This window comes from Halomonas sp. DP5Y7-2 (assembly GCF_019802025.1).
In the GTDB taxonomy this organism is placed as follows: Bacteria; Pseudomonadota; Gammaproteobacteria; order Pseudomonadales; family Halomonadaceae; genus Halomonas; species Halomonas litopenaei_A.
In genome coordinates this window covers 128636-152182 of record NZ_JAHVHY010000008.1, presented here as the reverse complement: position 1 = coordinate 152182, position 23547 = coordinate 128636, and the positions used below count along the sequence as shown (strand labels likewise).

The window sequence follows — 23547 nt, the reverse complement described above, 5'->3', positions numbered from 1 at the left end:
GATGTTGATGCCGCTGGCGCTGAGATCGAGAGAGGGGCGAAGGCCCATGGCCCGTCCCTGTGGATGAGCCCCTCTCACCTTTCTCTCACCTTTCTCTCACCTCTCTCACACCTCTCTTCCGTCTGTATCCCTGCTGTCTTTCCGCCACGGCCCCGGTCCTGGCGGTTTTTTTGGCTGGTGTGGTCGCTGGCGGCCGTGCTTCTCGCCGCGCACCGCTCGGCCCTCCGTGTATCGGTAGTGCAATCCTCTCCAGGCAGGTCTCTTGCACAAGCGCAGACCCTGCGACGGTGGCGGAGCAAGATATGGGGGGATGTCCGCCGGGAGGCACGCAGGTCACGCTGAGAAGTGACCGCTGGGTCCTGGCCGATGTCGCCTGAAGAAGGTGAGTAAAGAAAGCGCTGGAGGGGGCGTCCAGAAAAACGCAGGCACCAGGCGATGAGGATATCGTCTGGCGCCTGCGTCAGGACTTGGCTGGTGTGTAGAGCTCGCCGATCAGTTGATGTAGCCCAGCAGGCGAGGCAGGAACAGCGACAGCGACGGCCAGTAGGTGGTGACCAGCATGACCGGCAGGGCGGCGGTGGCCATGAAGAACAGCGCCGGTCGCATCACCTGAGACATTCCGACCTCGCCGATTCGACAGCTCATGAACAATATCGGTGCCATGGGTGGGCTGTTGCAGCCAATGACCACGCTGGTGCCGACAATGGCAGCGAAGTGCACCGGATGGATGCCGATGCTTTCCATCACCGGCAGCAGCAGCGGGCTGAGAATCGCGACGACGCTGACGTCATCCATGATCATGCCCATCAGGATCAGGAAGACGTTGACCATCAGCAGGATCAGCAGCTTGTTCTCGAAGACTTCCAGCAACACCGTGGTCAGCTGCTGCGGCACTCTCTCATAGGTGAAGATACGGCTGGCGACGAAGGAGAAGACCAGGATGATCATGATGACGCCAGTGGTGGAGGCGGCCCTGATCAGGCAGCGCCCGAGCTCTTTCACATCCAGCTGACGATAGACGAAGAAGCCAACCGGAATCGCATACACCAGCGCCACCGCAGCGGCTTCTGTGGGCGTGAAGATGCCGCCATAGATGCCACCCAGGATGATCACCGGCAGCATCAGCGCGGGGAACGCCTGCCAGCCGGAACGGCCGATCTCGGCAAAGCGCTGACCCCATTCGGTCCGCGTCGATGTATAGCGAGGGTGCTTGTGGGTGCGCAGGGCATTGATGATGCACAGCAGGATCATCAGCAGGATGCCAGGGCCGATGGTGGCCAGAAATACCGCAGCGACCGACTGGCGCGTCACCACCGCGTACAGAATCATGGTGATACTGGGGGGGATCAACAGCCCGAGCAACGATGAGATACCCACCAGGGCGGTGGAGTACTGGCGACGATAGCCGTGCTTCTCCATGGGACCGATCATGATGGTGCCGATGGAGGCCACGGCGGCAGAGGCGGTGCCGGAAATCGCCCCGAAGATGCCGCAGGAGACCACCATGGCCGAGCCCATGCCGCTGCGAGACTTGCCCACCACCGACTCGGCGAAGGTGATAAGGCGGGCGGCGATGCCGCCGGATTGCATCAGGTAGCCGGTCATGATGAATAGCGGCAAGGCCAGCAGAATGATCGAATTGATGGACCAGTAACCGGTGGTCATGAGCGCCGAGATGTCGATGTCGTAGAGAAATGACAGGATCAAGGTCATGGCGGCGAAGGAAAAGACCACCGGAACGCCGATGATCATCAGGATGATGACGGCAATGATGGCAATGATGGCTCCCATGGCGAGCCCTCCTGTTGATAGGGTGTCTTATGGGTTGTTGTGAGACGGCTGTTCGGGGCGGGGACTGACCGGTTGACGGAAGGCGTCAATATCCAGCACCAGGTCGCGGACCAGGTACACCAGCATCAGCAGACTGGCGACCACAAAGCTGGCCTGTGGCACGTAGAGCGGGATGCCGAAGACCGGTGTGATCTGTCCCCGCTCAATGGCCCACAGCACCAGGCTCATGCTCCAGGTGAAGAAGCAGGCACAGATCCCGAGTGAGATGGCGGTGCTCAAGATCTTCACGCCGCGCCGAAAACGCCGATTCTTTGCAAATGCCTTCACGAAGTCGGCGCTGAGGTGAGAACGCTCGTGGGAGGCCAGGACCGCGCCCAGCATGTAGAACCACATGGCCGCCATCAGTACCAGCTCTTCCAGGCCGAACAGAGGAGCATCGAAGAGCACTCGAAAGGCAATGCCAAGGGCCATGCTGACGGCGAGAAAGAGCCCAAGAATGATGACCAGTACGTTGAGGCAGGACACCACCATCCGGTCGACGGCGTGTGCGGGTCGGGAGTTGGCCGCGGAGGAAGTGTCTTGAGGTGGTGTGGTGCTGCTGCTGTTGTTCATGTCCAATCTCCTGTCGCTGGAGGCCGCGAGGGCATCACAAGCGGGGCTCTTGGGTGGCAAGCCCCTGCCGGTGGGCGGTCATGGCCGCCTCATCGGAGGTGCCGACCGGCGTCACACGAGACCTGACTTCCTGCATGACCTGCTCGCCGAGAATGTCCTCGGCCTCATCCCAGACGCTGTCTCTGACGCGTTCGACCCAGTTGGCCAGCTCTTCATCGCTGGGCTGGATGTACTCCATGCCATCGGCCTGGGCCGCGGCAATCCACTTCTCATCCTCTGCCCTGGCGCTGGCAAACTGTTCTTCCACCACGGTATCGACGGCGCTGGAGATGATCTTGCGATCCTCGGCGTCCATCTCATCCCATTCCTGCTGATTGATCAGGAACGTATAGAAAGAAAAGTTGTGCCGGGTGTGGACGAAGTAGTCCAGAAGCTCGCCGAAGTAGACATAGTCCCAGTAGATGACGTTGCTGGAGTCGCCATCGACCACACCGGTCTGGATCGAGGTGTAGACCTCGGACCAGTCAATCGGCACCGCCTGGAAACCCAGCGCCTGTATGGTCTTCGGCAGCGGGAATATCGGCTGGGAGCGGACCTTGATCTTGCGTGCCTGCTCATAGGTGGTGGCATAGCTGCCGCGGGTGGCAACGCCGCCGAAACCCTCGGGGAAGGGGCCGAGGTAGTGCAGACCCATGTCGGAAAAGATGGGATCGGCGACCTGGGTCAGCCATCCATCACGGCCATAGGTGGAGAGCGCTTCTTCCCAGCTGGTGCTGAGGTAGGGCAGGTGCAGAACGCTGAGCCGCTCATCGTAGGAGGTGTGCGGCCAGGTCAGCATCATGTCGACATTGCCTCGCAGCAGCTGGTCAAACAGCTCCTGGGGCCCGCCAATCTCACCCTGGTAAAACTCGTTGACCCGGATTCTGCCGCCGCTGGCGTCTTCCACCAGTGCCGCCACCCGGTGTATGGCCTTGCCGTGGGGAGATTCTCGGTCACCTGATTCGGTGGCCAGGATGAGCCTGAAGGCCCTGTCACTGGCATCGGCACTATCAGATGCTGTCAGCAAGGGCACCGACAGGACCGCGGCCGCCATGACCATCGAAGATAGAGTTGGATTCATAGTGTGTTGCCATTTGTCCTTGTTATGACGTGCGTGATCGGCCCCTTATGGGCGATGTATCACGCCGTGTCTTGCCCAGGCATGGTGCTCTCGATGGTGCTCGAGATGATGCTCGCGATGAGCACAATGCCATGCATGACACGCTATGAAATGGCGGGGGAACGGGGAAATGACATTTACTGACCCTAAGCCCGTACTTTTCGTCATGGTTGACCGGTGGTGGACAATAACGTCTTTTGCATCAATAAGTTGCTGTGCATCTCGCGCTGACTCCCGAGACGTGTAGCGGACGTCTTCGGGCATGAGCGCTGTGCGGATGGGCGATTGGCGGTAGTGGGCGGGGCGAGAAAAAGTGAGCGCTCTACACCGCAAAGAGCGTTTGAAGGGCCTGGTCCAACCCGCGCAGATCGTCGATCAGCGGGGTGTCCGAGGGAAAGGGAGAGGGCTCGTCCCTGGTGCCCACTCCGATAAAGGCGGTGGCATTGGAGCGAGCGGCGCGATAGTCATTGTAGGAGTCACCGACCATCACGGTGGTGCCGGCTGACCAGCCGCGCCTCAGCAGCAGGCCAGCGAGGGCGGTGACCTTGTCCGGCGGTGCACCGATGACCTCGTCGAACTGGGCGGCCAGCCCTCGCCGCAGAACCACGTCCTCGAGCTCGCGCTGTGGCGTGGCGGACAGCAGGACCAGCGGGCAGCGGCCACGCCACTGGGTCAGGGCCTGCATGGCCCCGGCAATCATCGGCGCACTGTCCATCAAGGCCTGCATGCGCAGACGAAACTGCTCGCACAGCGCATCGATACGGGCCTGGCTGGGTGTGCGTCCCAGGATCTGTCCCTCGATGTGTCGGAACTTTACTTCCCGCGGCTGTCCGCCTCGTCGTCCCAGGTAGGCCGCCACCGCGGCGCGTACCGCCGCAGGATGATCGTCGTAGAGTGCGGCAAAGGCTCCGCGCTTGAGGCGGGCCGAGTCGAGAATTACACCGTCGCAGTCGAACACCAGGGCGGTCGGAATCATCCGGAAACTTCCTTGTGAATGGCGCTCGCGCGGCCTGCTGGCCGCGCGAGCGAATGCAGATCACCACTCACGGCTCAGGACTGACGCTTGAGCTTGCCGTGGACCCATGCCTTGGCCGGGGTCTGCCCCAGCAGCACCAGTGCGATGACCGTGGTCAGCACCAGCGACAGCGGGTTGGTCAAAAGCGCCAGCAGGAACTGACCGCCGCTGTCGCCCACCGAGGCCATGGCCTGGCGATAGGTTTCATCCAGCAGCGGCCCGAGGATGACGCCGAGAATGATCGGGCCCATCTGGAAGTTGAAGACCTTGAGCCAGTACCCGAGGATGCCGAAGCCGAGCATCCAGTACACCTCGGTCATATTGCTGTTGATGGAGTAGGTGCCGACCACGCAGAGCACCAGAATCAGCGGGATCAGAATGGCCTTGGGAACCTCGACCACCTTGGAGAAGATCTTGATGCCGGTGAGGCCGAAGATCAGCAGGAAGATATTGGCCAGGGCCAGATTGCCCACGGTGAACCAGAAGATGTGCGGCGTTTCGATCATCAGCATGGGACCGGGATTGAGGCCGTGGATCACCAGCGCACCGATGATCACCGCGGTGACCGCGTCGCCGGGCATGCCCAGAGTCAGCATTGGCACGTAGGCCCCACCGACTGCCGCGTTGTTGGCGGTCTCCGGCGCCACCAGGCCCTCGTAGGCGCCTTCGCCGAAGGGCACCTTGGGGTTCTTGACGGTGCGCTTGGCATGGTCGTAGGCAAACAGCGAGGCGATGTCGCCACCGGTGCCGGGCAGCGCGCCGACCACCACACCGATGATCGCGGTGCGCACCGAGAGCGGCAGAAACTTCAGCACCATGTTGAGGGGCGGAACGATCTTGTCGACCTTCTGCTTGATCGGCACCTTCTTCAGGTTGTGGAGCTGGTAGAACGCTTCGGCCACGCCGAACAGGCCGATCATCACCACCACGTAGTGAATGCCCCCCATCAGCTGCATATTGCCCATGGTCAGGCGTGGCGTGGCGGTGACCATGTCCAGGCCGACCAGGCCGATGGCGGCGCCGAGTGCGACCGAGAAGATGCCCCTGGCCAAGGACTTGCCCGACAGCGTGCTGACCAAGAGCAGGCCCAGCACGGCGATCAGAAAGTAATCCCTGGGGGCGAACTGCAGTGCCATATCTGCCAGGTAAGGGGCCGTGCCAGCCAGCACCAGGGTGCCGAGCAGGCCGCCGATCACCGACATGACGGTGCTCAGGCCGATGGCACGTCCTGCCTCGCCCTTCTGGGCCAGAGGATAGCCGTCGAAGGCGGTGGTGACCGCCGAGGGAGCGCCGGGGATGTTCAGCAGAATGGCCGTGCGTGAGCCGCCGTAGACGCCGCCGACATAGATGCCGACCATCAGCGCCAGGGCATTGTTGATGTCCCAGGTAAAGGTGAAGGAGATCAGGATGGACACGGCCATGGTCACCGACAGGCCGGGAATGGCGCCGATGTAGATGCCACCCAGGGTGCCGAGCGCGGTCAGCAGCAGCAGGGACGGGTCAAACCAGGCCATGGTGAAGTAGGCGAAGGTATCGTTCATGTGTCCTCCGGACTCACGGCAGGTAGACGCGGAACACCAGGGTGAACAGCGCATAGATGATGGCGATGGAAACGCCTGCGATGACCAGCGAGCTCACCACCTTGCCGCCGCGGTAATAGATGAACATCGCGGACAGGAACAGGAAGGTGCTGATATAGAAGTGGATACCGTCGATCGCTATCAGGTAGACGACCGAGATGACCGAGAAGACCACGATGTGAGGCTTGAAGTGCTCAGCGAGAAAGGCCTTGAACTCCTGGAGGCTGCTGGTCAGCTCAGGGGCGCGGCGCTTGCGTCGATGGCTAATCAGGATCACCACCGACGAGGCCAGCATGATCAGGCCCAGACCGATAGGGAAGGAGCCGGGTGAATTCAGCGACGGAATGCCGTCGATCTGGTAGGCCTCGTAGAGAAAGGCCAGGCTGAAGATCAGCAGCAGCCAGTCGAAGCATTTTTCGCCGGGCTTGACGATCTCGACGGGGGATTCGTCAGCAGAAGGCTTGTCATTCATGGCAGGACTCCATCAGACCTCCGCCACGACAGCAGCGTGGGGTCTGGACACCTGTATGGCAGTCGCCGTGCACCGGTCAGCGCACGGCAACGCAAGCGAGTTGAGGCGCCGCAGGTGCGGCGCCCGATGTCACCGAGGCGCAGCGCGCCACTATTGGGTGGCGGCCTGATCACCGGGACGGGCGATGCCCAGCTCCTCAGGCGAGGTCTCGACGCTGCCTGCCTCAAACATTGACCAGGCGGTGACTGACTGCCAGTTGCTCAGGTACTGTTCGGCCTCGTCGCCGGTGAGGTTCAGAGGTTCGGCACCGAAGTTCGCCAGAAAGGTCTGGAAATCGTCATTGGCCACGGCCTGCTGGTAAGCGTCCTCGAGGATGGCCTTCACATCGTCCGGGGTTTCTTCGCGCACGAATACCCCCCAGAACGGTCCCCAGGGCAGGAAGCTGTCGATCTCGGGGAGGGCATTGGTGATCGGCGGTACGCCAGGCAGCGAATCGATTTCCTCGCTGGTCACGACGGCCAGTCCCTTCAGCTTGCCACTGCGAATCTGTTCGCCAGCGGCGGCCAGACTCAGGGGCATGAAGTCGATATGGTCGCCGAGCATGGCGGTGATGCCAGGGCCGTCGCCACCGAAGGTCACGGTGCGCACATCCAGCTCATCCACCGCATTGATCATGGCGTAGACCGTGCTGGGCAGACCGCCGGCACCGGTACCGCCCATGCGCAGCTCGCCCGGATGCTCCTTGGCATGGGCCAGCAGGTCGGCGAAGGTATCGAAGGGACTGTCGGCCGGCGCTGCAATCACCACCAGTCCCTGACCGATGATGTTGACGGTATGCATATCGGCGTAGCTGAAGTCGGCCAGACCCATCAGCGGATAAAGCTGTGGATTCTCGGCGCCGTAGAGCAGGTTGTAGCCGTCCGGGCGCTGGGTCATGACGTAATTCATGCCAATGACTCCGGTACCGCCAGGACGATTGGTCAGCACCACGCTGGCGTCCAGCACTTCCTCTACATGGGGGGTCAGGCTGCGTGCCACGTTGTCGGTGGCGCCACCGGCTCCCCACTGGATGGTGCCGGTCAGGTTGCGCTCCGGGTAGTCCGCCTGGGCACCGCCGGCGGCGGCAAGGGTGCCAAGGGTGATGGCGAGTGTCAGGGTCTTCAGTGCAGGGGTAGGCATGGTGTCCTCCAGTCTTGTTTGTTGGCGGCGTGCTATCGCCCGAGCTATGGCATTCGGGCTATGACATCTGAGCGACGGCATTCCGCCTGGCCCTGTCGGCGCTTGCTGCTTCTGGTTGTCTTGCTTGGGCCTAGGGTAAATGTGAGTCATGGTGCTCGATGATGCGCGGCGTTTCGTACCGTGACTTTATACTGTTCGTTCGCATCACGAACCAAAGTCCTTTATGCGAACACTAGGAGCAGTCTTGAAGAGAGTCAATGCACCTGGCGCGCATCTACGACCATGGTGGAAGGAGTGGAACGGTGGAATGGTGTCTGAAGCAAGGGGAGGCCGACCAAAGCATAAGACGCCAGTACGTCGCTGAGGGCTGACCAAACGTTGGCAGAAACAGCTAGTGCGTCCCCAGGCGCAGGCGGCATGACGGAAATGGTGGGCCTCTCGACAGCGGCGGACGGGACTGGGTCTTGAAAGGGTAATGGGCGTTGCAACTTAGACCTTTGATGTAGTCGATAGGCTTGCCAAAGGGGAGTCGCCTTCGTGCATAATGCGAACACAAGATCGCTATGCGAACTTTTCGTGAGATAAGGCGTTGCTCATCACCTTGAATGTCAGGAAGGTAAACGTCGCTGTCAGGACAGCCATCCCAGGGTGTCAGATGTGTCGGACGTCTGGATAGCCCGTCATTAGGGAAAGCCAGCGTCTCGAGCAGGTCGGTCTCACGGAGGAGTTCCTGGTGAACCCCGAGATTTGTCAACGCGCCGTCTTTGTCTAAGGGGGCGCCCCGGAGGACAGCATGCGTGCCATTGCCACGGTATGTCTCAGCGGTGACCTTCGCTCCAAGCTGGAAGCCATTGCCCGCGCCGGTTTCGCCGGCGTCGAGATTTTCGAGAACGATCTGATTTCCTTCGATGGCTCGCCGGCCGAGGTGCGCCAGCTATGCCAGCGCCTGGGGCTTACCATCGTGGCGTTCCAGCCATTCCGTGACTTTGAGGGCATGCCGGAGCCCGCGCGCTCGCGCAATCTGCAGCGCGCTGAGCGCAAGTTTGATGTGATGGAGGAGCTGGGCACCGACTTCATGCTGGTGTGTTCCAACGTCTCGCCCCAGTCGCTGCCTGACCACGAGCGTATCGTCGCAGACCTGCGGGAGCTGGCGGATCGCGCCGAGGCGAGAGGGTTACGCATCGGCTACGAGGCGCTGGCCTGGGGCCGCCACGTGTCCGACTATCGCGACGCCTGGGAGCTGGTGCGTCAGGCCGACCATCCGGCGCTGGGCATCGTGCTGGACAGCTTTCATATTCTGTCGCGGGGCCATGATCCCGCCGGTATCGCCAATATTCCGCGGGACAAGATCTTCTTCGTGCAGGTAGCGGACGCCCCCTTGCTGGACATGGATGTGCTGCAGTGGAGCCGGCATTTTCGCTGCTTTCCGGGCCAAGGACGTCTACCCCTGGCGTCCTTTATGCAGGCGCTGGCCAAGACCGGCTACGACGGGCCGCTGTCCCACGAGATCTTCTCGGATGCCTTCCGTGCCGCGCCCACCGATGTCACCGCCATGGATGGCATGCGTTCGCTGATCTACCTGGAGAACCTGGTGCCAGAGGGCCCCTGGGCGAGCGATATTCCTGCGTCCAGCGGCTATCAGGGGGTGCATTTCATCGAATTTACCCTGGACGAGGATAGCGCCGCGCCATTGGGCGAGTTCATCGGTGCCCTGGGGTTTCGCCATGTGGGTCGCCACCGCTCCAAGAATGTCGAGCTGTGGAAGCAAGGTGACATCCATCTGGTGCTGAATTTCGAGACGGACAGCTTTGCTCATACGTTCCGCCTGCTGCATGGCACCTCGGTCTGCGCGGTGGGTTTTCGTGTGGCGGACGTGGGGCAGGCGCTGGATCGGGCCAAGGCGTTCAAGGCGCCGCTGTATCGCGGCCAGGTCGGAGAAGGGGAGATGGAAATACCGGCCCTGCGCGGCGTCGAGGGTAGCCTGATCTATCTGGTGGATGAGCAGGCCGCGCTGGACCGTCAGTGGCAGACGGACTTTGAGTTGTTCGACCAGGACAGCCGCGACGAGGCGGGGCTTGTGCGCATCGATCACCTCTCCTACGTCTTGCCAGCCCCGCAATTGCTGGGATGGCAGCTCTACTACCACACCGTGCTCGGGTTCGAGGCCGATACCGAGAACGAGATTGTCGATCCCCACGGCATGATGGTCTCTCAAGCCGTCAACAGCCCGGATGGCAGCATTCGTGTGCCACTGACGGTATCCCAGGCCCAGGGCACTCTGCCAGGGCGTTTTTTGAGCGAGTTTCGTGGTGGCGTGCAGCAGATCGCCTTCGCCAGTCACAACATTCTGGCAAGCGTCGATGAGCTAAAGGCGCGGGGCCTGCCGCTGTTGCGCATTCCCCCCAACTACTACGACGACTTGGAAACCCGCTTCGACCTGGAGCCTGAGTTTGTCGAGGCGCTGCGCAGCCGCAATATCCTGTTCGATCGCAACGACGGCGGCGACTTCCTCCACGCCTATACCGACACCTTTGCCGGCCGCTTCTTCTTCGAGATTGTCGAGCGTCGCGATGACTACCAGCGCTACGGTGAGGCCAACGCCGGAGTGCGGTTGGCGGCGCAGTCTGCCCAGGCATAAGCCAGGACGCACCGTCAGCAGCCCAGCTCAGCCCAAACCAGCTCATCGCGCTTGATGTGCTACCCACGTGTCACGTACCCGCTATCGGCTCTCCGCCCCTGAGGAGTGAATATCATGAAGTTAGGCCTTATCGGCAAGGGTATCGCCAACTCCAGTTCGCCGGACCTGCATGCCCGGCTGGGGTCGCTGGCCGGTATCGACGTAAGCTACGACCTGTTTGATGTTGATGCGCGGCCGATCGCCTCCCTGGAGGACAAGGTAAGGGCGCTGATCGACGAAGGCTATCGGGGCGTCAACGTGACCTACCCGTTCAAGGAACAGGCGTTGGCACTGGCCGATGACATAAGCGTTGGCGCCCGCCGCGTCGGGGCGACCAACACCCTGGTTTTCGAAGGTGGTCGCATCATTGCCGACAACACCGACTTTTCGGGTTTCATGAGCGGCTATCGGGCGACCCTGGGGGAGCGCCCACCTGGGCGGGTACTGCTGGTCGGTACCGGAGGCGTCGGCAAGGCCGCGGCCTTTGCGGTGGCCGAGCTCGGCGCAACGGACGTAAGGCTGGCTGACCTGGACGCCGCCCGGGCCGAGGCGTTGGCCAGCGAACTTCGCCATGCTGGCTTCACCGCGCAGGCGGTAGATGCCGCGACGCTAGGCGAGCAGGCGGCGCAGTGTGATGGCTTGATCAACTGCACCCCCATCGGCCACGAGAAGAGTCCGGGCTGTCCGCTGGACCCTTCAGTGCTGCGTCCCGACCACTGGATCTTTGATGCCGTCTACGTGCCGGCGGTCACCGAGTTCGTCGCCGCTGCCAGGCAGGCCGGTGCCGGAGTGATGAGTGGCGTCAGCCTGTTCGTGTTCCAGGGCGTGGACGCCTTCAAGCGGTTCTGTGAGGATGAGCATCAGCGTGCTGCCGCCGATGAGCAAGCCGCATCCCTGTTCGCCCACTACCGGCGAGAACTGTTGAAGGAGAATCTCTGATGAGTGGCAAGGTGCTGGTTCTGCATGGTCCCAATCTCAACCTGTTGGGCACCCGTGAGCCCGATATCTACGGTCACGAAACCCTGGCGGACATCGACAATGGGCTGCGCGAGCATGCGCTGCTCGCGGGATGGGAGCTGAGTAGCCGGCAGAGCAATCATGAAGGCGAGCTGATCGACGCCATTCATGCCGCTCGCGTGGACGGCACGGTGGCCATCATCATCAATCCTGCCGCCTTCACCCACACCTCGGTGGCCATCCTGGATGCACTGAACGCCTTCGATGGCAGCGTGATCGAGGTCCACCTGTCCAACGTGCATAAGCGCGAGAGCTTCCGTCACCACTCCTACGTGTCGTTGCGGGCCGACGGCGTTATCGCGGGGCTCGGCAGCCAAGGCTATCACGCCGCCCTGGAGGCGCTGATCAAGAAGGGCTGATCAAGAAGGGCTGACGTGTCTCCAGGTCATGGCGAATGACCACCCGTAAAAAACAGGAATGGCGTTCCAAAATTTCTGGCGTTTGACTATCCTCCTGGCGAATGGGCCTTTTACGCGGGTGTGCTGTCCCGTGGTCATGAAAGGCGTTGCAGATAACGTTGGCAGAGAGGAAACGGTGATGGCCGGTGTCATGGAACGCACCCTGGGAATACTGGAGTTGCTTGCCAAGGAGGCCGAAGGGCTTCCCCTGGCAGCCATAGCCGAACGCCTTGGTATGCCCAAGAGCGCAGCACACCGCCTGCTGCACGATCTCATGCGCTATGGCTATGTGCGTCAGGCCAAAGAGCAGGGTGACTATCTGCTGACCACTCGGCTGACCTCATTGGGCCTCGGTTTTCTCAGCGCGTCGGGTATTGTCGATGCCGCCCAGCCATTGCTCGATCGACTGGCACACAGCAGTGGCGAACTGGTGCGTCTTTCGGTGGTGGATGGCAACAGCTTGACCTGGGTCGCCAAGGCCCAGGGCGCGCGGGGAGGCCTGCGCTATGACCCGGACATGGGCGCGGTGGCTCGGCTGTCCTGCAGCGCCTCGGGGCTTGCCTGGCTCAGCACGCTGAGTGATGAGCAGGCGCTGGGCCTGGTGGAGGAACAGGGCTTCGGTCAGCCAGAGGACTACGGTCCCAATGCCGTGACCACCGCCCAGGGCCTGGTCGAGGCCCTGGCCCTGACCCGGCAGCAAGGCATCGCCATGGTCATGGAGACCTTTGCGCCCGGCATGCACGCCATGGCAGCCCCGATCCTGCGCAGTGGACATTGTGCCAGCGGCGTCATCAGTATCGCGGGTCCCGGCTTCCGCTTGACCCAGGAACACATGCACTCGCTCCGCGAGCCGCTGCTGGACGTGGCGGAGGAGCTGGCAGCGTCGACGGCGGCATCCGGAATGTTACGTCGAGCGCACTACTGAGCAAACGCTACCTACATGCCGGCGCCGTCGATTCGCTGCGTTAAGCGCTGCTCGAACCCCTCACCTATACCGCATAGGCTCCGGGTTCTGCGCTGCGGGCGCCTGGCGCCTCATGCCGCTCGGCTGATGACTTCAGCGCTTCCCTAATTCGTGCGCGCCTTTCGCAGCCATCGCTGTGGACAATGCCCTGACAACGACAAAGACAACGACAACGACAAGGAGAACAGCATGCGACCTCTACGCATCGGTGTGATGGGGGCCGGCATCATCGGCCGTGAACACGTGGCGTTGGTACAGGCGTCGGCAGACGCTACCTTGGCGGCTATCGCCGATGTGACGGACGCCGGTCGTGCCTTCGCCGACGGGTTGGGCGTGCCCTGCTATACCGACTACCTCCAGATGCTCGATCAGGTCGAGCTCGATGCGGTGATTGTGGCGCTGCCCAATGCCCTGCACGTGGAGGCCGGCCTAGCCTGTATCGAGCGGGGGCTGCCGACGCTGATGGAGAAGCCGATTGCCGACTCTCTGGCGGGAGGGCTGCGGCTGGCCGACGCCAGCGAGGCGGCGGGGGTACCCATGCTGGTGGGCCATCACCGTCGCCACAGTCCCGACATGGTCGAATCGTTGCGGGCCATCCAGGCGGGAGAACTGGGTCAGCTGGTCACCGTCAGCGGGATGTGGCTGTGTCGCAAGGACGAGCCCTATTTCAATCAGGCATGGCGGCGGGAAGCGGGTGGGGGTCCCATCCTGATCAACCTGATTCATGAGATCGACTGCCTGCGTTTTCTGTGCGGTGAGATCGAGAGCGTGCAGGCGGTGACCGCCAACAAGGCGCGGGGCTTCGAGGTGGAAGACAGCTTTGCGCTCATCCTGTCATTTGCCAACGGCATGATTGGCTCCTTTGTCGGCAGCGATGCGGTGCCCTCACCCTATATCTGGGACGTCGCTTCTGGTCAGTCCCCCAATTTTCTGCATGAGCCGGGAGATTGCTACGTGATTGGCGGCACCCGCGGTAGCCTCAGCGTGCCGGGTATGGCGCTGTGGCGTCATGCCGGCCAAGGTCACTGGCGTGAGCCGCTGATGCGAGAGCGTCTGCAGCCTCCGCGCAGCCACTGCTATCCCGAGCAGCTGCGTCACTTCATCGCCGTGGTGAGAAAAGAGGCCGAGCCGCGTGTCAGCGCAAGGGAAGGGGCGATGACCCTGGCCGCGACTCTGGCGGTGGACAAGGCTGCTCGCCAGGGCGGCCGGGTGCTGGTCAGCGAGATGCTGACGTCGTGACGCCGCTGTCGTGACGTGGATCGCGACATGAATGGCGGCGCACTGGCTCAGCTACTTTTCCTCCGACTGGTGGCCAGGACGATGCCGCCAACGGTAATCAGGGCAGCGCCGATCCAGGTTTCGGGGCGGGGAACATCGCCAAAGAAGACGAAGCCGAACAGCGCCGCCCAGATGATCTGCAGATAGAGAAAAGGCGACACCAGCGAGGCGGGCGCGTAGCGCATGGCCAGGATCAGACTGAGCTGGCTGGCCGCCCCCATCAGTCCGACAAACACAAACAGAGGCAGGTGGACAGGATCCACCGGTGACCAGAAGCCGGGGACCACCAGCGAGCTGACCACCGCCCCGGCCAGGCCCGCGTAGAACAGCGATGTCAGCGGATGATCGGCTCGCCCGAAGCGCCGAGTCGTCAGCTGGTACAGGGCGAAGCACAGCGTCATGCCGAAGGGCAGCATGATGGCGGGGTTGGCTCTCCAGTCCAGCGGCCCCACGCAGATCACTACCCCGATGAAACCGATGATGATGGCCAGCCACTGGGGAGCGCTGACGCGCTCCTTGAGCAGTGGAATCGCCATCAGCGTGACCAGCAGCGGAGAGCTGAAGTTCACCACATAGACCTGCAGCAGCGGCAGGCTGCGAAAGGCCAGGTAGGCGAAGGTGCTGGCGCCCAGCAGCAACAGCCCCCGCAGGCACTGACCGCGCAGCGAGGTGGTCTTGAGCATGGCCATGCCTGGCCCACGTCCCAGCCACAGGAAGTAGCCCACCAGTACCAGCACATGGCCAACGTAGCGCGCCCACACCACCTGCACCGGTGAATAGTCCTGAGCCAGGGTTTTCACTCCGGTATCCAGCATCGTGAACAGCAGGCCCGCCGCCAGCATGAAGCCTATCCCCTTCAACGGCCGGTCCCGGCTGAGCGCCTCTGGCGGTGTCAGCACGGCGGTGTCTAGGGCAGCAACGGCGTCCTGGCCGTCCGACCTCGGCGCAGCAGGTGAAGACGACGAAGGTGAAGAGGATGAGGGAGACGATGGAGAAGAAGGCGATGTCGGAGAGGGCGGCATAGGAATCCAAAAGAGTGTCGGTCAATAAAACGCTGGCCGCGTGGCCTCGGAAAGACACTGCATACATGCCTGCGCCGACGATTCGCTGCGTTGCGCGCTGTTCGAACTCTTCACCTCTACTGCATAGGCTCCGGGTTCTGTGCGGCGCGCGCCTTGCTCCTCATGCCGCTCGGCTGATGCCTTCAGCGCTTCCCTGATGGTGGATGAAATATAGCAGGCTAAGCGACCGCCTGCGTCGTCCAGCTCACATCATGTTTCCTCTGACTGTCCCTGTGTCCGTGCCAGGACCGCCATCGCCGTGTCATGAGCCCTGCGGGCGCGCTCGAGTGCTGGTACTCCCTGGCGCTGCAGGGCTGGCGTTGGCACTTCGATGCTAAGCGGAAGGTCATCTGCCAGCTGGCGTAACAGCCCCGACAGGTTGGCCTGGCCCTCGCCGGGAAAGGCGCGCTCCTTCCTGGCCTGGCGAAGGATGTCCTGCATGCACTCAGGGACTGGCCCTGGCACATCACAGAGTTGGGCATAGCGCATCCAGTCAGGTGGGACCGTGGCCAGCTCCTCAAGCGTGCTGCGGGATCGGTCGAAGTGAAAGGCATCCACCAACAGACAGGCATTGGCATGCTGTCGGCGGACCTGGGCAACGATATGGCGGGCTTCTGTCAGGTTCCTGACCGCCGTCCATGGCATGAACTCCAGGTGCGGGAACAGGCCTGCCGGAGCGGCCAGCTCGCACAGCTCGGCAAAGTTGTCGATCAGTCGATCCGGTGTATCGTCATTGCCGGCCACGAGAATATCGCTGGCACCGAGTTCGGCTGCCACCTCGATAAAGCGCTCGACGTCCTGTTTCACTCGTGTTGTCGGCGTCAGCCGCAGGATCTCGACATCGCCAACCTGAATACCGGTCTCCCGAAGTCGCTGCTTGGTGGCTCGCAGCAACCCTGGGTCCGTGAGAATGGGGTGGCTGAGCTCTTCCGGCGTGGCCGGAATCAAGCGCAGTCCTGCTCGGTCAAAGCCCGCACGAGCCGCTATTTCCACCATCTCGGGAGGCGACAGGTCGAGTACGGTCAACGCCGCCAGCGACAGCGGGCGGCGATGGTTCGGTGAAGAGATCTCTTTGTGCATGTGGGGCCTCAACATGTGGACTGGCAAGACGGGAAGGAAAGCGAGGGGCTGACGACAAAGAAGCGACCATAGACGGGGCGAAGGAAGGCGTGGCGACAACCGGTCAGCATCAGAGTCACTGACGCGCGGCGTGACGACCGGCGATATAGCCAAAGGTCATGGCCGGACCAAGGTTGATGCCTCCGGCCGGGTAGAAGCCTCCCATGATGCTGGCCATATCGGTGCCCGCCACGTACAGCCCCGGGATGGGCTGGTTTTCGCGATCAAGGACGCGAGCATGCGGGTCGGCCTTGAGCCCTGCGAAGGTGCCAAAGCAGCCGGGGAGCACCTTGACCGCGTAGTAGGGACCACGCTCGATGGGGGCAACGCAGGGGTTGGGGGTGACCGCAGGATCGCCCTGCTTGCGATTGTAGGGCGTGGTGCCGCGCTGGAAGTCTGGATCCTCGCCCCGTCGTGCGGCCGCGTTGTAGCGGGCCAAGGTGTCGACCAGGCCATCGCTGTCGATTCCGCAGGCCTGGGCCAGGGCCTGCGGGGTGTCGCCGCAGGCGAGATAGCCCCTGGATATCCAGTGGCGCATCGGCAGCGGGAAGGGGCGGCTGATACCCAGCCCGTAGCGTCGTTGAAAGCGATGATCGCAGATCAGCCACGAGCACACCTCTTCACCTTCCGGCACCGCCTTGAGCATGGCATCGACGTAGTCGTAATAGCCGCCCGCCTCATTGACGAAACGCTGGCCATTGGCCAGGACGCCGATGACGCCTGGCTTGCCGCGATCGATGATATGAGGGAAGTGGCCGGTACTGCCATCCGGCCAGGGCACCAGTGATACCGGAGCCCAGGCCACAGGGCTGTGCAGGCTGGTGTCCACCTGCCCGCCCATGGATTCACCCAGGGACAGGCCATCACCGCTGACACTTGTCGGAGGCAGCGGCCAGTGTTCCCTACCGCTGGGAGTGCGCGGAAACAGCGCCTTGCGCCGCTCGGTGTGCCAGGCAAATCCGCCTGCCGCCAACACAATGCCGCGGCGAGCCTGGAGCGTCACCAGGCCATCCGGTGTATCGATATCGACAGCGGCCACTCTGTCATTGTGTCGCAGCAGGCGGCGAGCCGCTGAAGACGTCCAGCACTCCACGCCCAGATCGTCGGCGGACTTGACCAGGCGTGCGATCAGGGCGACGCCGTTGACCAGTTGCATGGCCCGGCCATGGCGAGCGAGATCCACGCCGTGGCGCACCAGGCGTTTGGCCACGTGAACAAATGCCGTTAACGAGCGGGTGGCTGACAAGAACGCGGACAGGTCTGAGCCGGCCTGAATGGGCATACCGGCCAGGGCGGTTTCGCGCATGGTGGTGCGCAGCTTCGCCAGGGTGGCCGGCGCCAGCTGTCTGGCGTCGAAAGGGGCGGCGATGAGCGAGCGACCGCCGGTGCCCGCACCAGGTGACGCAGCGTGAATGTCGGGAATCGTGTTACCCGCCTCGAAGGTCAGCGCGGTCTGCTCGTGAAAGAACCTGGCCATCTCGGGGGCTGCGTCGAGAAAGGCGTCGATGCGGGTTCCGTCGAAGTGGTCACCCAGTTCGTGCTCCAGATAGCGTCTTACCGTCTCACGGGATTCGTTGATGCCCGCCGCCTGGGCCAGATGATGGCGGGGCACCCACATCCAGCCCCCTGACCAGGCGCTGGCTCCACCCATGACGGCGGATTTTTCCAGCACCACCACAGACAGGCCCTCGTGGGCTGCGGTGACGGCCGCGCTGAGTCCGGCGGCACCAGAGCCGATGACAACAAGATCCACCTGTCGTGTAAGGGAGGCGTTGGGCATAAGAGGACCTGTAGGGAAGAGATTCGGGCGTGAATACTGGCGTCGTCAGTAGCGAAGCCAGTGGTGAAGGTCAGTGGCGCAGGTAAGTGGCGAAGTAAGTGGTGAAGATAAGTGACGTAGAGAGGAAGTGTGAAAACCTGAACACCGTTCCACAAATAAAATAGAACGTCGTTCAAGTTTTTTCAATGGGTCGGTTGCCCGCTCGATAGGTGGCACTAGTCAGCGCATACGACGAGAGCAGGCAAGGACAGCAGGCAAGAGCAGCAGAAAGGCGGGACAGCACAGCAGCCGTGAGCCGGATAAGGTGGCGGCTCTCGGGCGACCCTAGAAGGTCATCATTCCGCTGTGCCCCAGTCCCCAGATCACCAGGCTCAGAGTAACGAAACTGGCCACGGTGCTGGCCATCAGGGCGGCCGCCCCGACCCCTTCCATGCCAAAGCGCTGGGCGATCAAGGGATAGATGCTGATCATCGGGCAGGCGGCGAAGATCATGGCGCCGGCAAACAGGTGGGGTGGCAGCGGTCCCGTCACCGTCTCCAGGGCCAGCAGCAGGCCCAGCACCAGCAGCGGGTGCAGCAACAGCTTGCCTGCCATGATCTGCCCCATGTCCTTGAGCATGCCGCGAATCTTCAAGCCATACAGGGTGCCGCCGATGACGAACAGCGCGGCGGGCCCGGCGGCGCCTGCCAGCAGCTCGATGGTCCGCGTGAGGGTATCGGGCAGGCGAAACCCGCTGGCCGCGATGGCAAGTCCTGCCGTCAGCGAGATCAGGATCGGATTGCGGGTAAGGCGCTGACAGGTCTGACGCAAGGCAGCGCCCGCCTTGGCATCCGCCTGCTGGCCGATTTCCGCCAGTACCAGCGCGCCGGGGATGACCAGCAGCACCTCGACCATCATGGTATGCACCAGGATGACACCCGCCGCCGCCTGGCCCAGCGCCAGAGCCGCGATGGGGTAAGCGATAAAGCCACTGTTGGAGGCCGACATGCCCAGCGCCTGGATGGCACGCTCCGTGGCGGTCTTGCGGCGGCGATTGCGCGGCAGCCACAGGCACGCCACAAAGGTGGCCACCGAGCCCAGTGCGTAGGCAAGCAGCAGCGGCAGGCTGATGACCTCTCCCAGGGAATTGCGTGTGAGCGCACCGACAATCAGCGCCGGCAGCGCGGCGTACAGCACGAAGTTGGCGACGCCGGACAGCTGGACCGGCGATACCAGGTTCCAGCGCCTAGCCACAAAGCCCACGCCAATCAGCAGAAAGATCGGCGTAGTGATGGAGAGTATGGCGAGCATTCAGGCCTCCCTGCCGGCGTCAGCTCAAGCGTGGTCGAACAGGTGGCGAGATCAGCTGACGTTGGCGCGGATCTGGCGTGCCTTCTCCTGCAGCAGCGGAAGGTAGCGCTCGAGCAGCGTGTCATGGTCGACCCGAGCGGCATTGGTGCTGATGTTGATGGCGCCGATCAGCTCACCGTGGGCATCGTAGGCAGGCACTGCCAGGGAGCGCAGGCCGGAATCGAGCTCCTGGTCCACGATCGCATAGCCCAGCTCGCGGGCGCTCAGGATGGCTGCCTTCAACGCGCTGCGGTCGGTGATGGTCGTGTCGGTGAAGGGTTCCAGGGTGACGCGCTCGAGAAAGGCGTCCAGCGCCTGGTCATCGAGTTGGGCCAGCAGCATGCGCCCCATCGAGGTGTAGGCGGCCGGCAGCCGAGTGCCCACGGCCAGCGTGATTGCCATCAGTCGCTGGCGCGAGGCCGAGCGGGCGACATAGGTGACCTCGTCGCCGTCCAGTACGCCAAGCGATGAGGATTCACCGCTCTCGGCGGTGATGCCCTCGAGCACCTGTTGAATCAGGTGACGATAATTGTTGGCGGACAGGAAGGCATAGCCAAGCTGCAGCACCCTGGGGGCCAATTCAAAATGGCGCTGGTCCTTGCGCACATAGCCGAGTGCATGCAACGTCAGCAGGAAGCGTCGGGCACGGGCGCGGTTCATGCTGGTACGTGCAGCCACCTCGCTCAGCGTCATGCGTGGGTGGGCCTCATCAAAGGCCAGAATGACATCGAGGCCGCTGGCGAGAGCGGTGACAAAGTCGCGATCGTCCGGGCTCAGGGCGGCGTCCGTCGGTGCCGTATCCATCGAGGTGTCCTTTCGGAAAGATAAAGCGTGGATGATACCAGTGCGGCAATGGTCTGAGGGCGTGTCGACACACTGCTTAGCGAGTGCCGTACCTCCCGTCCATGTGGTTAACCTAGCATATATGTTCGACTTGCGAACACTTGTACGACTATTGGCGACTGCTGCTATCGCTATCCCATCAAGATGCCGTTGTCCGAATGGTTGTGTTAGCGCCGAAGACGTCGGCTACCGGCGCCCGCCGGCCACAACGCCCCTCGACCGCACGATGTCATTCCCGCTCCGACGCCAAGATCGCATCGTAGGAATGTGCGATAAGACAGTCTCTGGCAAACACTGGGTTTGCACGGTCCCCGTCCTTGGTGACCATCAGGCTTCGTCGAAACGTCGGGTTGGCGCGCGCTCGATCTGGGCCAGATGGCAATAGCTTGCCATTTGTGTCGAATAAGTCGTAGCGGTAGGACGCGATGTAGCTGTAGGGGCCGCTGGTAAAGCGGATTTCACCAAATCGACTCTGTCCATTGTCATCCTCTGTCACCACTTGGACCTGTTCAAGCGGCTGCTCCAGAGCCAGCTCGACACTGTCAGTGCCGATTCTTCCATACTCGTATTTCATCCCACCTGGAACTCGAGAGATGGTGACAATATGAGTGTTATCGTCGAGGCGACAATAAAATAGGGTGTCTGTCGGTACCCTATCTGTTTCAACCGCTCGCTCCAGGAGCTCAATATTGCGGGGTTCGCGGTCTATTGGCGGTTCCAGGATGCAGTAGTCACTGAGCCATTCAACGTCTTCAGGTGTTGCGCCTTTTCTTTCGTTCTCACTGCCTACTTCGCTACTGACAGCACTGATGTCACAGGTAAACTCACGGCCTGGGGGAGGCGAGCCGGGGGCATAGGGATTGATCTCAAACTGAAACGTGAAGTCCTGGTTTTCAATAGTAAAGAAACGCAATATCTGGCCTGGGCCGTTACGAGATATGGCAATGACGTAGTCATCTATATCTCGTTCCAATGTATGGCCTGACAGTGGCTGAGCATGCGTAAATGTCCCATGGGATGGCTCATAGAAGAAGATATCGAAGACGCCATTGACCTGACCTACTGGCGTGAACGTCAGCATGTCGTGCCAGCCGTCCTGGTCGACATCAATGAGTTGGGGTAAATGGGAAGATGTCAGTACTGTTTTATTCAAGGTGTGTTGAAGCTTGGCAGACTCACCATCCCCTCTATTCTCGCGCCATGTGACAGTCCTTAGCTGATTGTGGTCGATCCAGCTGATTGTGCACTTATGATTGTTTAGGGGAGGGGGGACTCTTTTTAGCTCCGTCTCTGTGCAGTCATTTTGAGCATAAGTCGGCACGGCGAGGGCTGATAGGATCAATGCTATCAGCATTCGAAGCAAGTGCTGTGGAGGGAATATCATGGGGCTGTCGACCTTGAATCGTTGACTGGAACGCCAACCTGCCCATCAGCGTAGCATGTCGACGAATGTGCCCGGCGCACTCCTGTGCAGCGGCATATCATCGGTGGCGGGGGAGTTTGCTGCCCAGTATTGAGTCATCTAGCATAGTCGTTCGATTCGCGAACATCTGTGCGATAAGCAGTGTTGGCGCGCCAGCTTGATGGAGCGCTTCCACTGTCTGCCCCGTCCCTGCGTTCTCCAAGCCAGGCACAGCCGATGTGCCAAGCCTCACGCCCCTTTCACGAGGAACATGCCATGACTGCCGCCCTGCTGAGCCACCCCTGCATGAGCCAAGATGCGCTCAAGGACTGCCGTGATGCGGACTTTATCGCCTCAATGCTGGCCTTCGAGCTGGCCCTGGTGCGCGCGCAGGAGCGTATCGGGGCGGTGCCGCCCGGTACCGCCGCAGACATGGCCGAGCGGCTGGAGCATCACGCGTTCGATGTGGCCGAACTGGCCCGTGGTGTTGCCAGTGGCGGTAATCCGGCCATTCCCTTCGTCAAGGCAGGCCGTGGCGCGCTGCCGGATCATCTCAAGCGCTACTGGCACCAGGGGGCCACCAGTCAGGATGTGGTGGACTCGGCCTTGATGCATCTGCTGACACCTCGGCTGGGGGCCATCGATGGACTGCTTGAGCGGTGCCGGACCGCAGGCATGGCGTTGATGCAGGCACATGCCGATACGCCCATGGTCGGTCGTACGCTGATGCAGCAAGCCTTGCCGATCACCTTCGGCGCCAAGGTCGCCCAGTGGACGGTGGGGCTCGAACAAGCCAGGCGACGGCTGGGTGAGGTGGCGGATCAAGGGCTGCCGGTACAGTTTGGCGGTGCGGTAGGCGTGCACTCGGGATGGGGCGATGAGGGCATGGCCCTGATGCAGGCGATAGCCCAGGAGCTGGGGCTGAGCTGCCCGGTATTGCCCTGGCACACCAATCGCCAGCCGATCCATACCCTGCAGACGGCCCTGGATGCCGTGGCCGGGGCGGTGGAGAACCTGGCGCTCGACGTCTCCCTGCTGACCCAGACCGAAGTTGGTGAAGTCAGTGAACCCAGCGCCCCCGGCATGGGCGAGTCTTCGTCGATGCCGCACAAGCGCAACCCGGTGCGCTGTGCGCTGATACGCTCGGCGGCTCGTCGGCTGCATGGACACACCAGCGTGGTGCTGGGCGCCGTGGCGCAGCCGCTGGAGCGCGGACTGGGGGAATGGCATGCCGAGTGGGTGCCCCTGACGGAATCGGTGCTGTTGGTGGAGGGCGCCCTGGAGCAGGCGGCGGTGTTGCTCGAAGGCCTGGAGGTCCACCCCGAGCGCATGGCGGCCAACCTTGCGGTGACCGGGGGCGCCATCATGGCCGAGCCGGTGGCGCGTCTGCTGACCCCGTCCCTGGGGCACGAGCGCGCCAAGGCGCTGGCGGCAGACGCCGCCGAACAGGCCAGGCAGCAGGGGCGCCGTTACGCTGACGTGCTGGTGTCGCTGGTGCTGGAAGGTGGTGACGCGGTAAACAGCGACGCCGGCGCCGGCGTCAGCACCGCTGCCAGCAGCCAAGCCAGCCCTCATGACAGCACACTGCCCAGTGCCGAAGCGATACGAGCGGCCACCGATCCCGCCTTATACATTGGTAGCAGCAAACACCAGGTCCGTGCCGCGCTTGAGTGGCTGCAGCGCTGATAACCCTCTGAAGCAAAAGACAACCCCCAGTAAAGGCGAGCGCAGAGTCGATCTGCGCTCGCCTTTTTTGCATTTGACGATCGAGGGATTCGACAGTAGGTTTGTTCGTATAACAAACCTACGTTCACATAGCGAACAAAAGGGATGCATGGTCCAGGCAACAGCGTCCTGGGCTATTCATCAAG

19 protein-coding genes are annotated in these 23547 nt (G+C 62.3%); 6 read left to right on the top strand and 13 right to left on the bottom strand.

Annotated elements, in window-relative coordinates; all coding sequences use genetic code 11:
• Positions 1–492: 492 nt before the first annotated feature.
• From KUW18_RS16145 to KUW18_RS16115, 7 genes are all read right to left on the bottom strand, one after another.
• Complete coding sequence (locus KUW18_RS16145) at positions 493–1791, bottom strand: TRAP transporter large permease (RefSeq protein ID WP_222238830.1); 1299 nt, start codon at positions 1789–1791, stop codon at positions 493–495.
• Positions 1792–1818: 27 nt separating this feature from the next.
• Positions 1819–2403, bottom strand: coding sequence for a TRAP transporter small permease (locus KUW18_RS16140; RefSeq protein ID WP_222561862.1), 585 nt, complete (start codon positions 2401–2403; stop codon positions 1819–1821).
• A gap of 34 nt (positions 2404–2437) precedes the next feature.
• Complete coding sequence (gene dctP, locus KUW18_RS16135; protein WP_261396740.1) at positions 2438–3523, bottom strand: TRAP transporter substrate-binding protein DctP; 1086 nt, start codon at positions 3521–3523, stop codon at positions 2438–2440.
• A gap of 361 nt (positions 3524–3884) precedes the next feature.
• Positions 3885–4538 carry an HAD family hydrolase gene (locus KUW18_RS16130; RefSeq protein ID WP_222561861.1) on the bottom strand — a complete coding sequence of 218 codons (654 nt, stop codon included), beginning with the start codon at positions 4536–4538 and terminating at the stop codon, positions 3885–3887.
• A gap of 74 nt (positions 4539–4612) precedes the next feature.
• Positions 4613–6118, bottom strand: a complete 1506-nt coding sequence (locus KUW18_RS16125) for a tripartite tricarboxylate transporter permease (protein ID WP_222163961.1) — start codon at positions 6116–6118, stop codon at positions 4613–4615.
• A 13-nt stretch (positions 6119–6131) separates the two neighbouring features.
• Positions 6132–6629: a tripartite tricarboxylate transporter TctB family protein gene (locus tag KUW18_RS16120; RefSeq protein ID WP_222163962.1), complete on the bottom strand. Its 498-nt coding sequence runs from the start codon at positions 6627–6629 to the stop codon at positions 6132–6134.
• 150 nt (positions 6630–6779) lie between these two features.
• Positions 6780–7808 carry a tripartite tricarboxylate transporter substrate binding protein gene (locus tag KUW18_RS16115; RefSeq protein WP_222561860.1) on the bottom strand — a complete coding sequence of 343 codons (1029 nt, stop codon included), beginning with the start codon at positions 7806–7808 and terminating at the stop codon, positions 6780–6782.
• Positions 7809–8601: 793 nt separating this feature from the next.
• On the opposite strand from KUW18_RS16115, the gene KUW18_RS16110 reads away from it, so the two are divergent.
• The 5 genes from KUW18_RS16110 to KUW18_RS16090 all read left to right on the top strand — a co-directional run bounded on the left by KUW18_RS16110 (position 8602) and on the right by KUW18_RS16090 (position 14103).
• Complete coding sequence (locus KUW18_RS16110; RefSeq protein WP_222561859.1) at positions 8602–10446, top strand: bifunctional sugar phosphate isomerase/epimerase/4-hydroxyphenylpyruvate dioxygenase family protein; 1845 nt, start codon at positions 8602–8604, stop codon at positions 10444–10446.
• Between the two features lie 114 nt (positions 10447–10560).
• Complete coding sequence (locus KUW18_RS16105) at positions 10561–11424, top strand: shikimate dehydrogenase family protein (RefSeq protein ID WP_222561858.1); 864 nt, start codon at positions 10561–10563, stop codon at positions 11422–11424.
• The gene (gene aroQ / locus KUW18_RS16100) at positions 11421–11861 is read left to right on the top strand and encodes a type II 3-dehydroquinate dehydratase (protein ID WP_206940858.1); all 441 of its coding nucleotides are present in this window, start codon (positions 11421–11423) and stop codon (positions 11859–11861) included. The genes KUW18_RS16105 and aroQ overlap by 4 nt, the downstream gene beginning before the upstream one ends.
• Before the next feature lie 178 nt (positions 11862–12039).
• Positions 12040–12825: an IclR family transcriptional regulator gene (locus tag KUW18_RS16095; protein WP_222561857.1), complete on the top strand. Its 786-nt coding sequence runs from the start codon at positions 12040–12042 to the stop codon at positions 12823–12825.
• A gap of 228 nt (positions 12826–13053) precedes the next feature.
• On the top strand, positions 13054–14103 hold the full coding sequence (locus KUW18_RS16090; protein WP_222561856.1) for a Gfo/Idh/MocA family protein: 1050 nt from the start codon (positions 13054–13056) through the stop codon (positions 14101–14103).
• 47 nt (positions 14104–14150) lie between these two features.
• Here KUW18_RS16090 and KUW18_RS16085 read toward each other — a convergent pair whose 3' ends face one another.
• The 6 genes from KUW18_RS16085 to KUW18_RS16060 all read right to left on the bottom strand — a co-directional run bounded on the left by KUW18_RS16085 (position 14151) and on the right by KUW18_RS16060 (position 21355).
• Positions 14151–15041: a DMT family transporter gene (locus tag KUW18_RS16085; RefSeq protein WP_315900681.1), complete on the bottom strand. Its 891-nt coding sequence runs from the start codon at positions 15039–15041 to the stop codon at positions 14151–14153.
• 372 nt (positions 15042–15413) lie between these two features.
• Entirely contained in the window at positions 15414–16283 is an 870-nt protein-coding gene (locus KUW18_RS16080; protein ID WP_222561854.1) for a sugar phosphate isomerase/epimerase family protein, read from the bottom strand.
• A 115-nt stretch (positions 16284–16398) separates the two neighbouring features.
• Entirely contained in the window at positions 16399–18102 is a 1704-nt protein-coding gene (locus KUW18_RS16075; protein ID WP_222561853.1) for an FAD-dependent oxidoreductase, read from the bottom strand.
• A 324-nt stretch (positions 18103–18426) separates the two neighbouring features.
• Positions 18427–19392: an AEC family transporter gene (locus KUW18_RS16070; protein WP_222561852.1), complete on the bottom strand. Its 966-nt coding sequence runs from the start codon at positions 19390–19392 to the stop codon at positions 18427–18429.
• Positions 19393–19443: 51 nt separating this feature from the next.
• Positions 19444–20235 carry an IclR family transcriptional regulator C-terminal domain-containing protein gene (locus KUW18_RS16065; protein ID WP_222561851.1) on the bottom strand — a complete coding sequence of 264 codons (792 nt, stop codon included), beginning with the start codon at positions 20233–20235 and terminating at the stop codon, positions 19444–19446.
• A gap of 268 nt (positions 20236–20503) precedes the next feature.
• Entirely contained in the window at positions 20504–21355 is an 852-nt protein-coding gene (locus tag KUW18_RS16060; RefSeq protein WP_222561850.1) for a hypothetical protein, read from the bottom strand.
• Positions 21356–21952: 597 nt separating this feature from the next.
• Here KUW18_RS16060 and KUW18_RS16055 point away from each other — a divergent pair.
• Positions 21953–23362 carry an adenylosuccinate lyase family protein gene (locus tag KUW18_RS16055; protein ID WP_222561849.1) on the top strand — a complete coding sequence of 470 codons (1410 nt, stop codon included), beginning with the start codon at positions 21953–21955 and terminating at the stop codon, positions 23360–23362.
• Positions 23363–23547 lie beyond the last annotated feature (185 nt).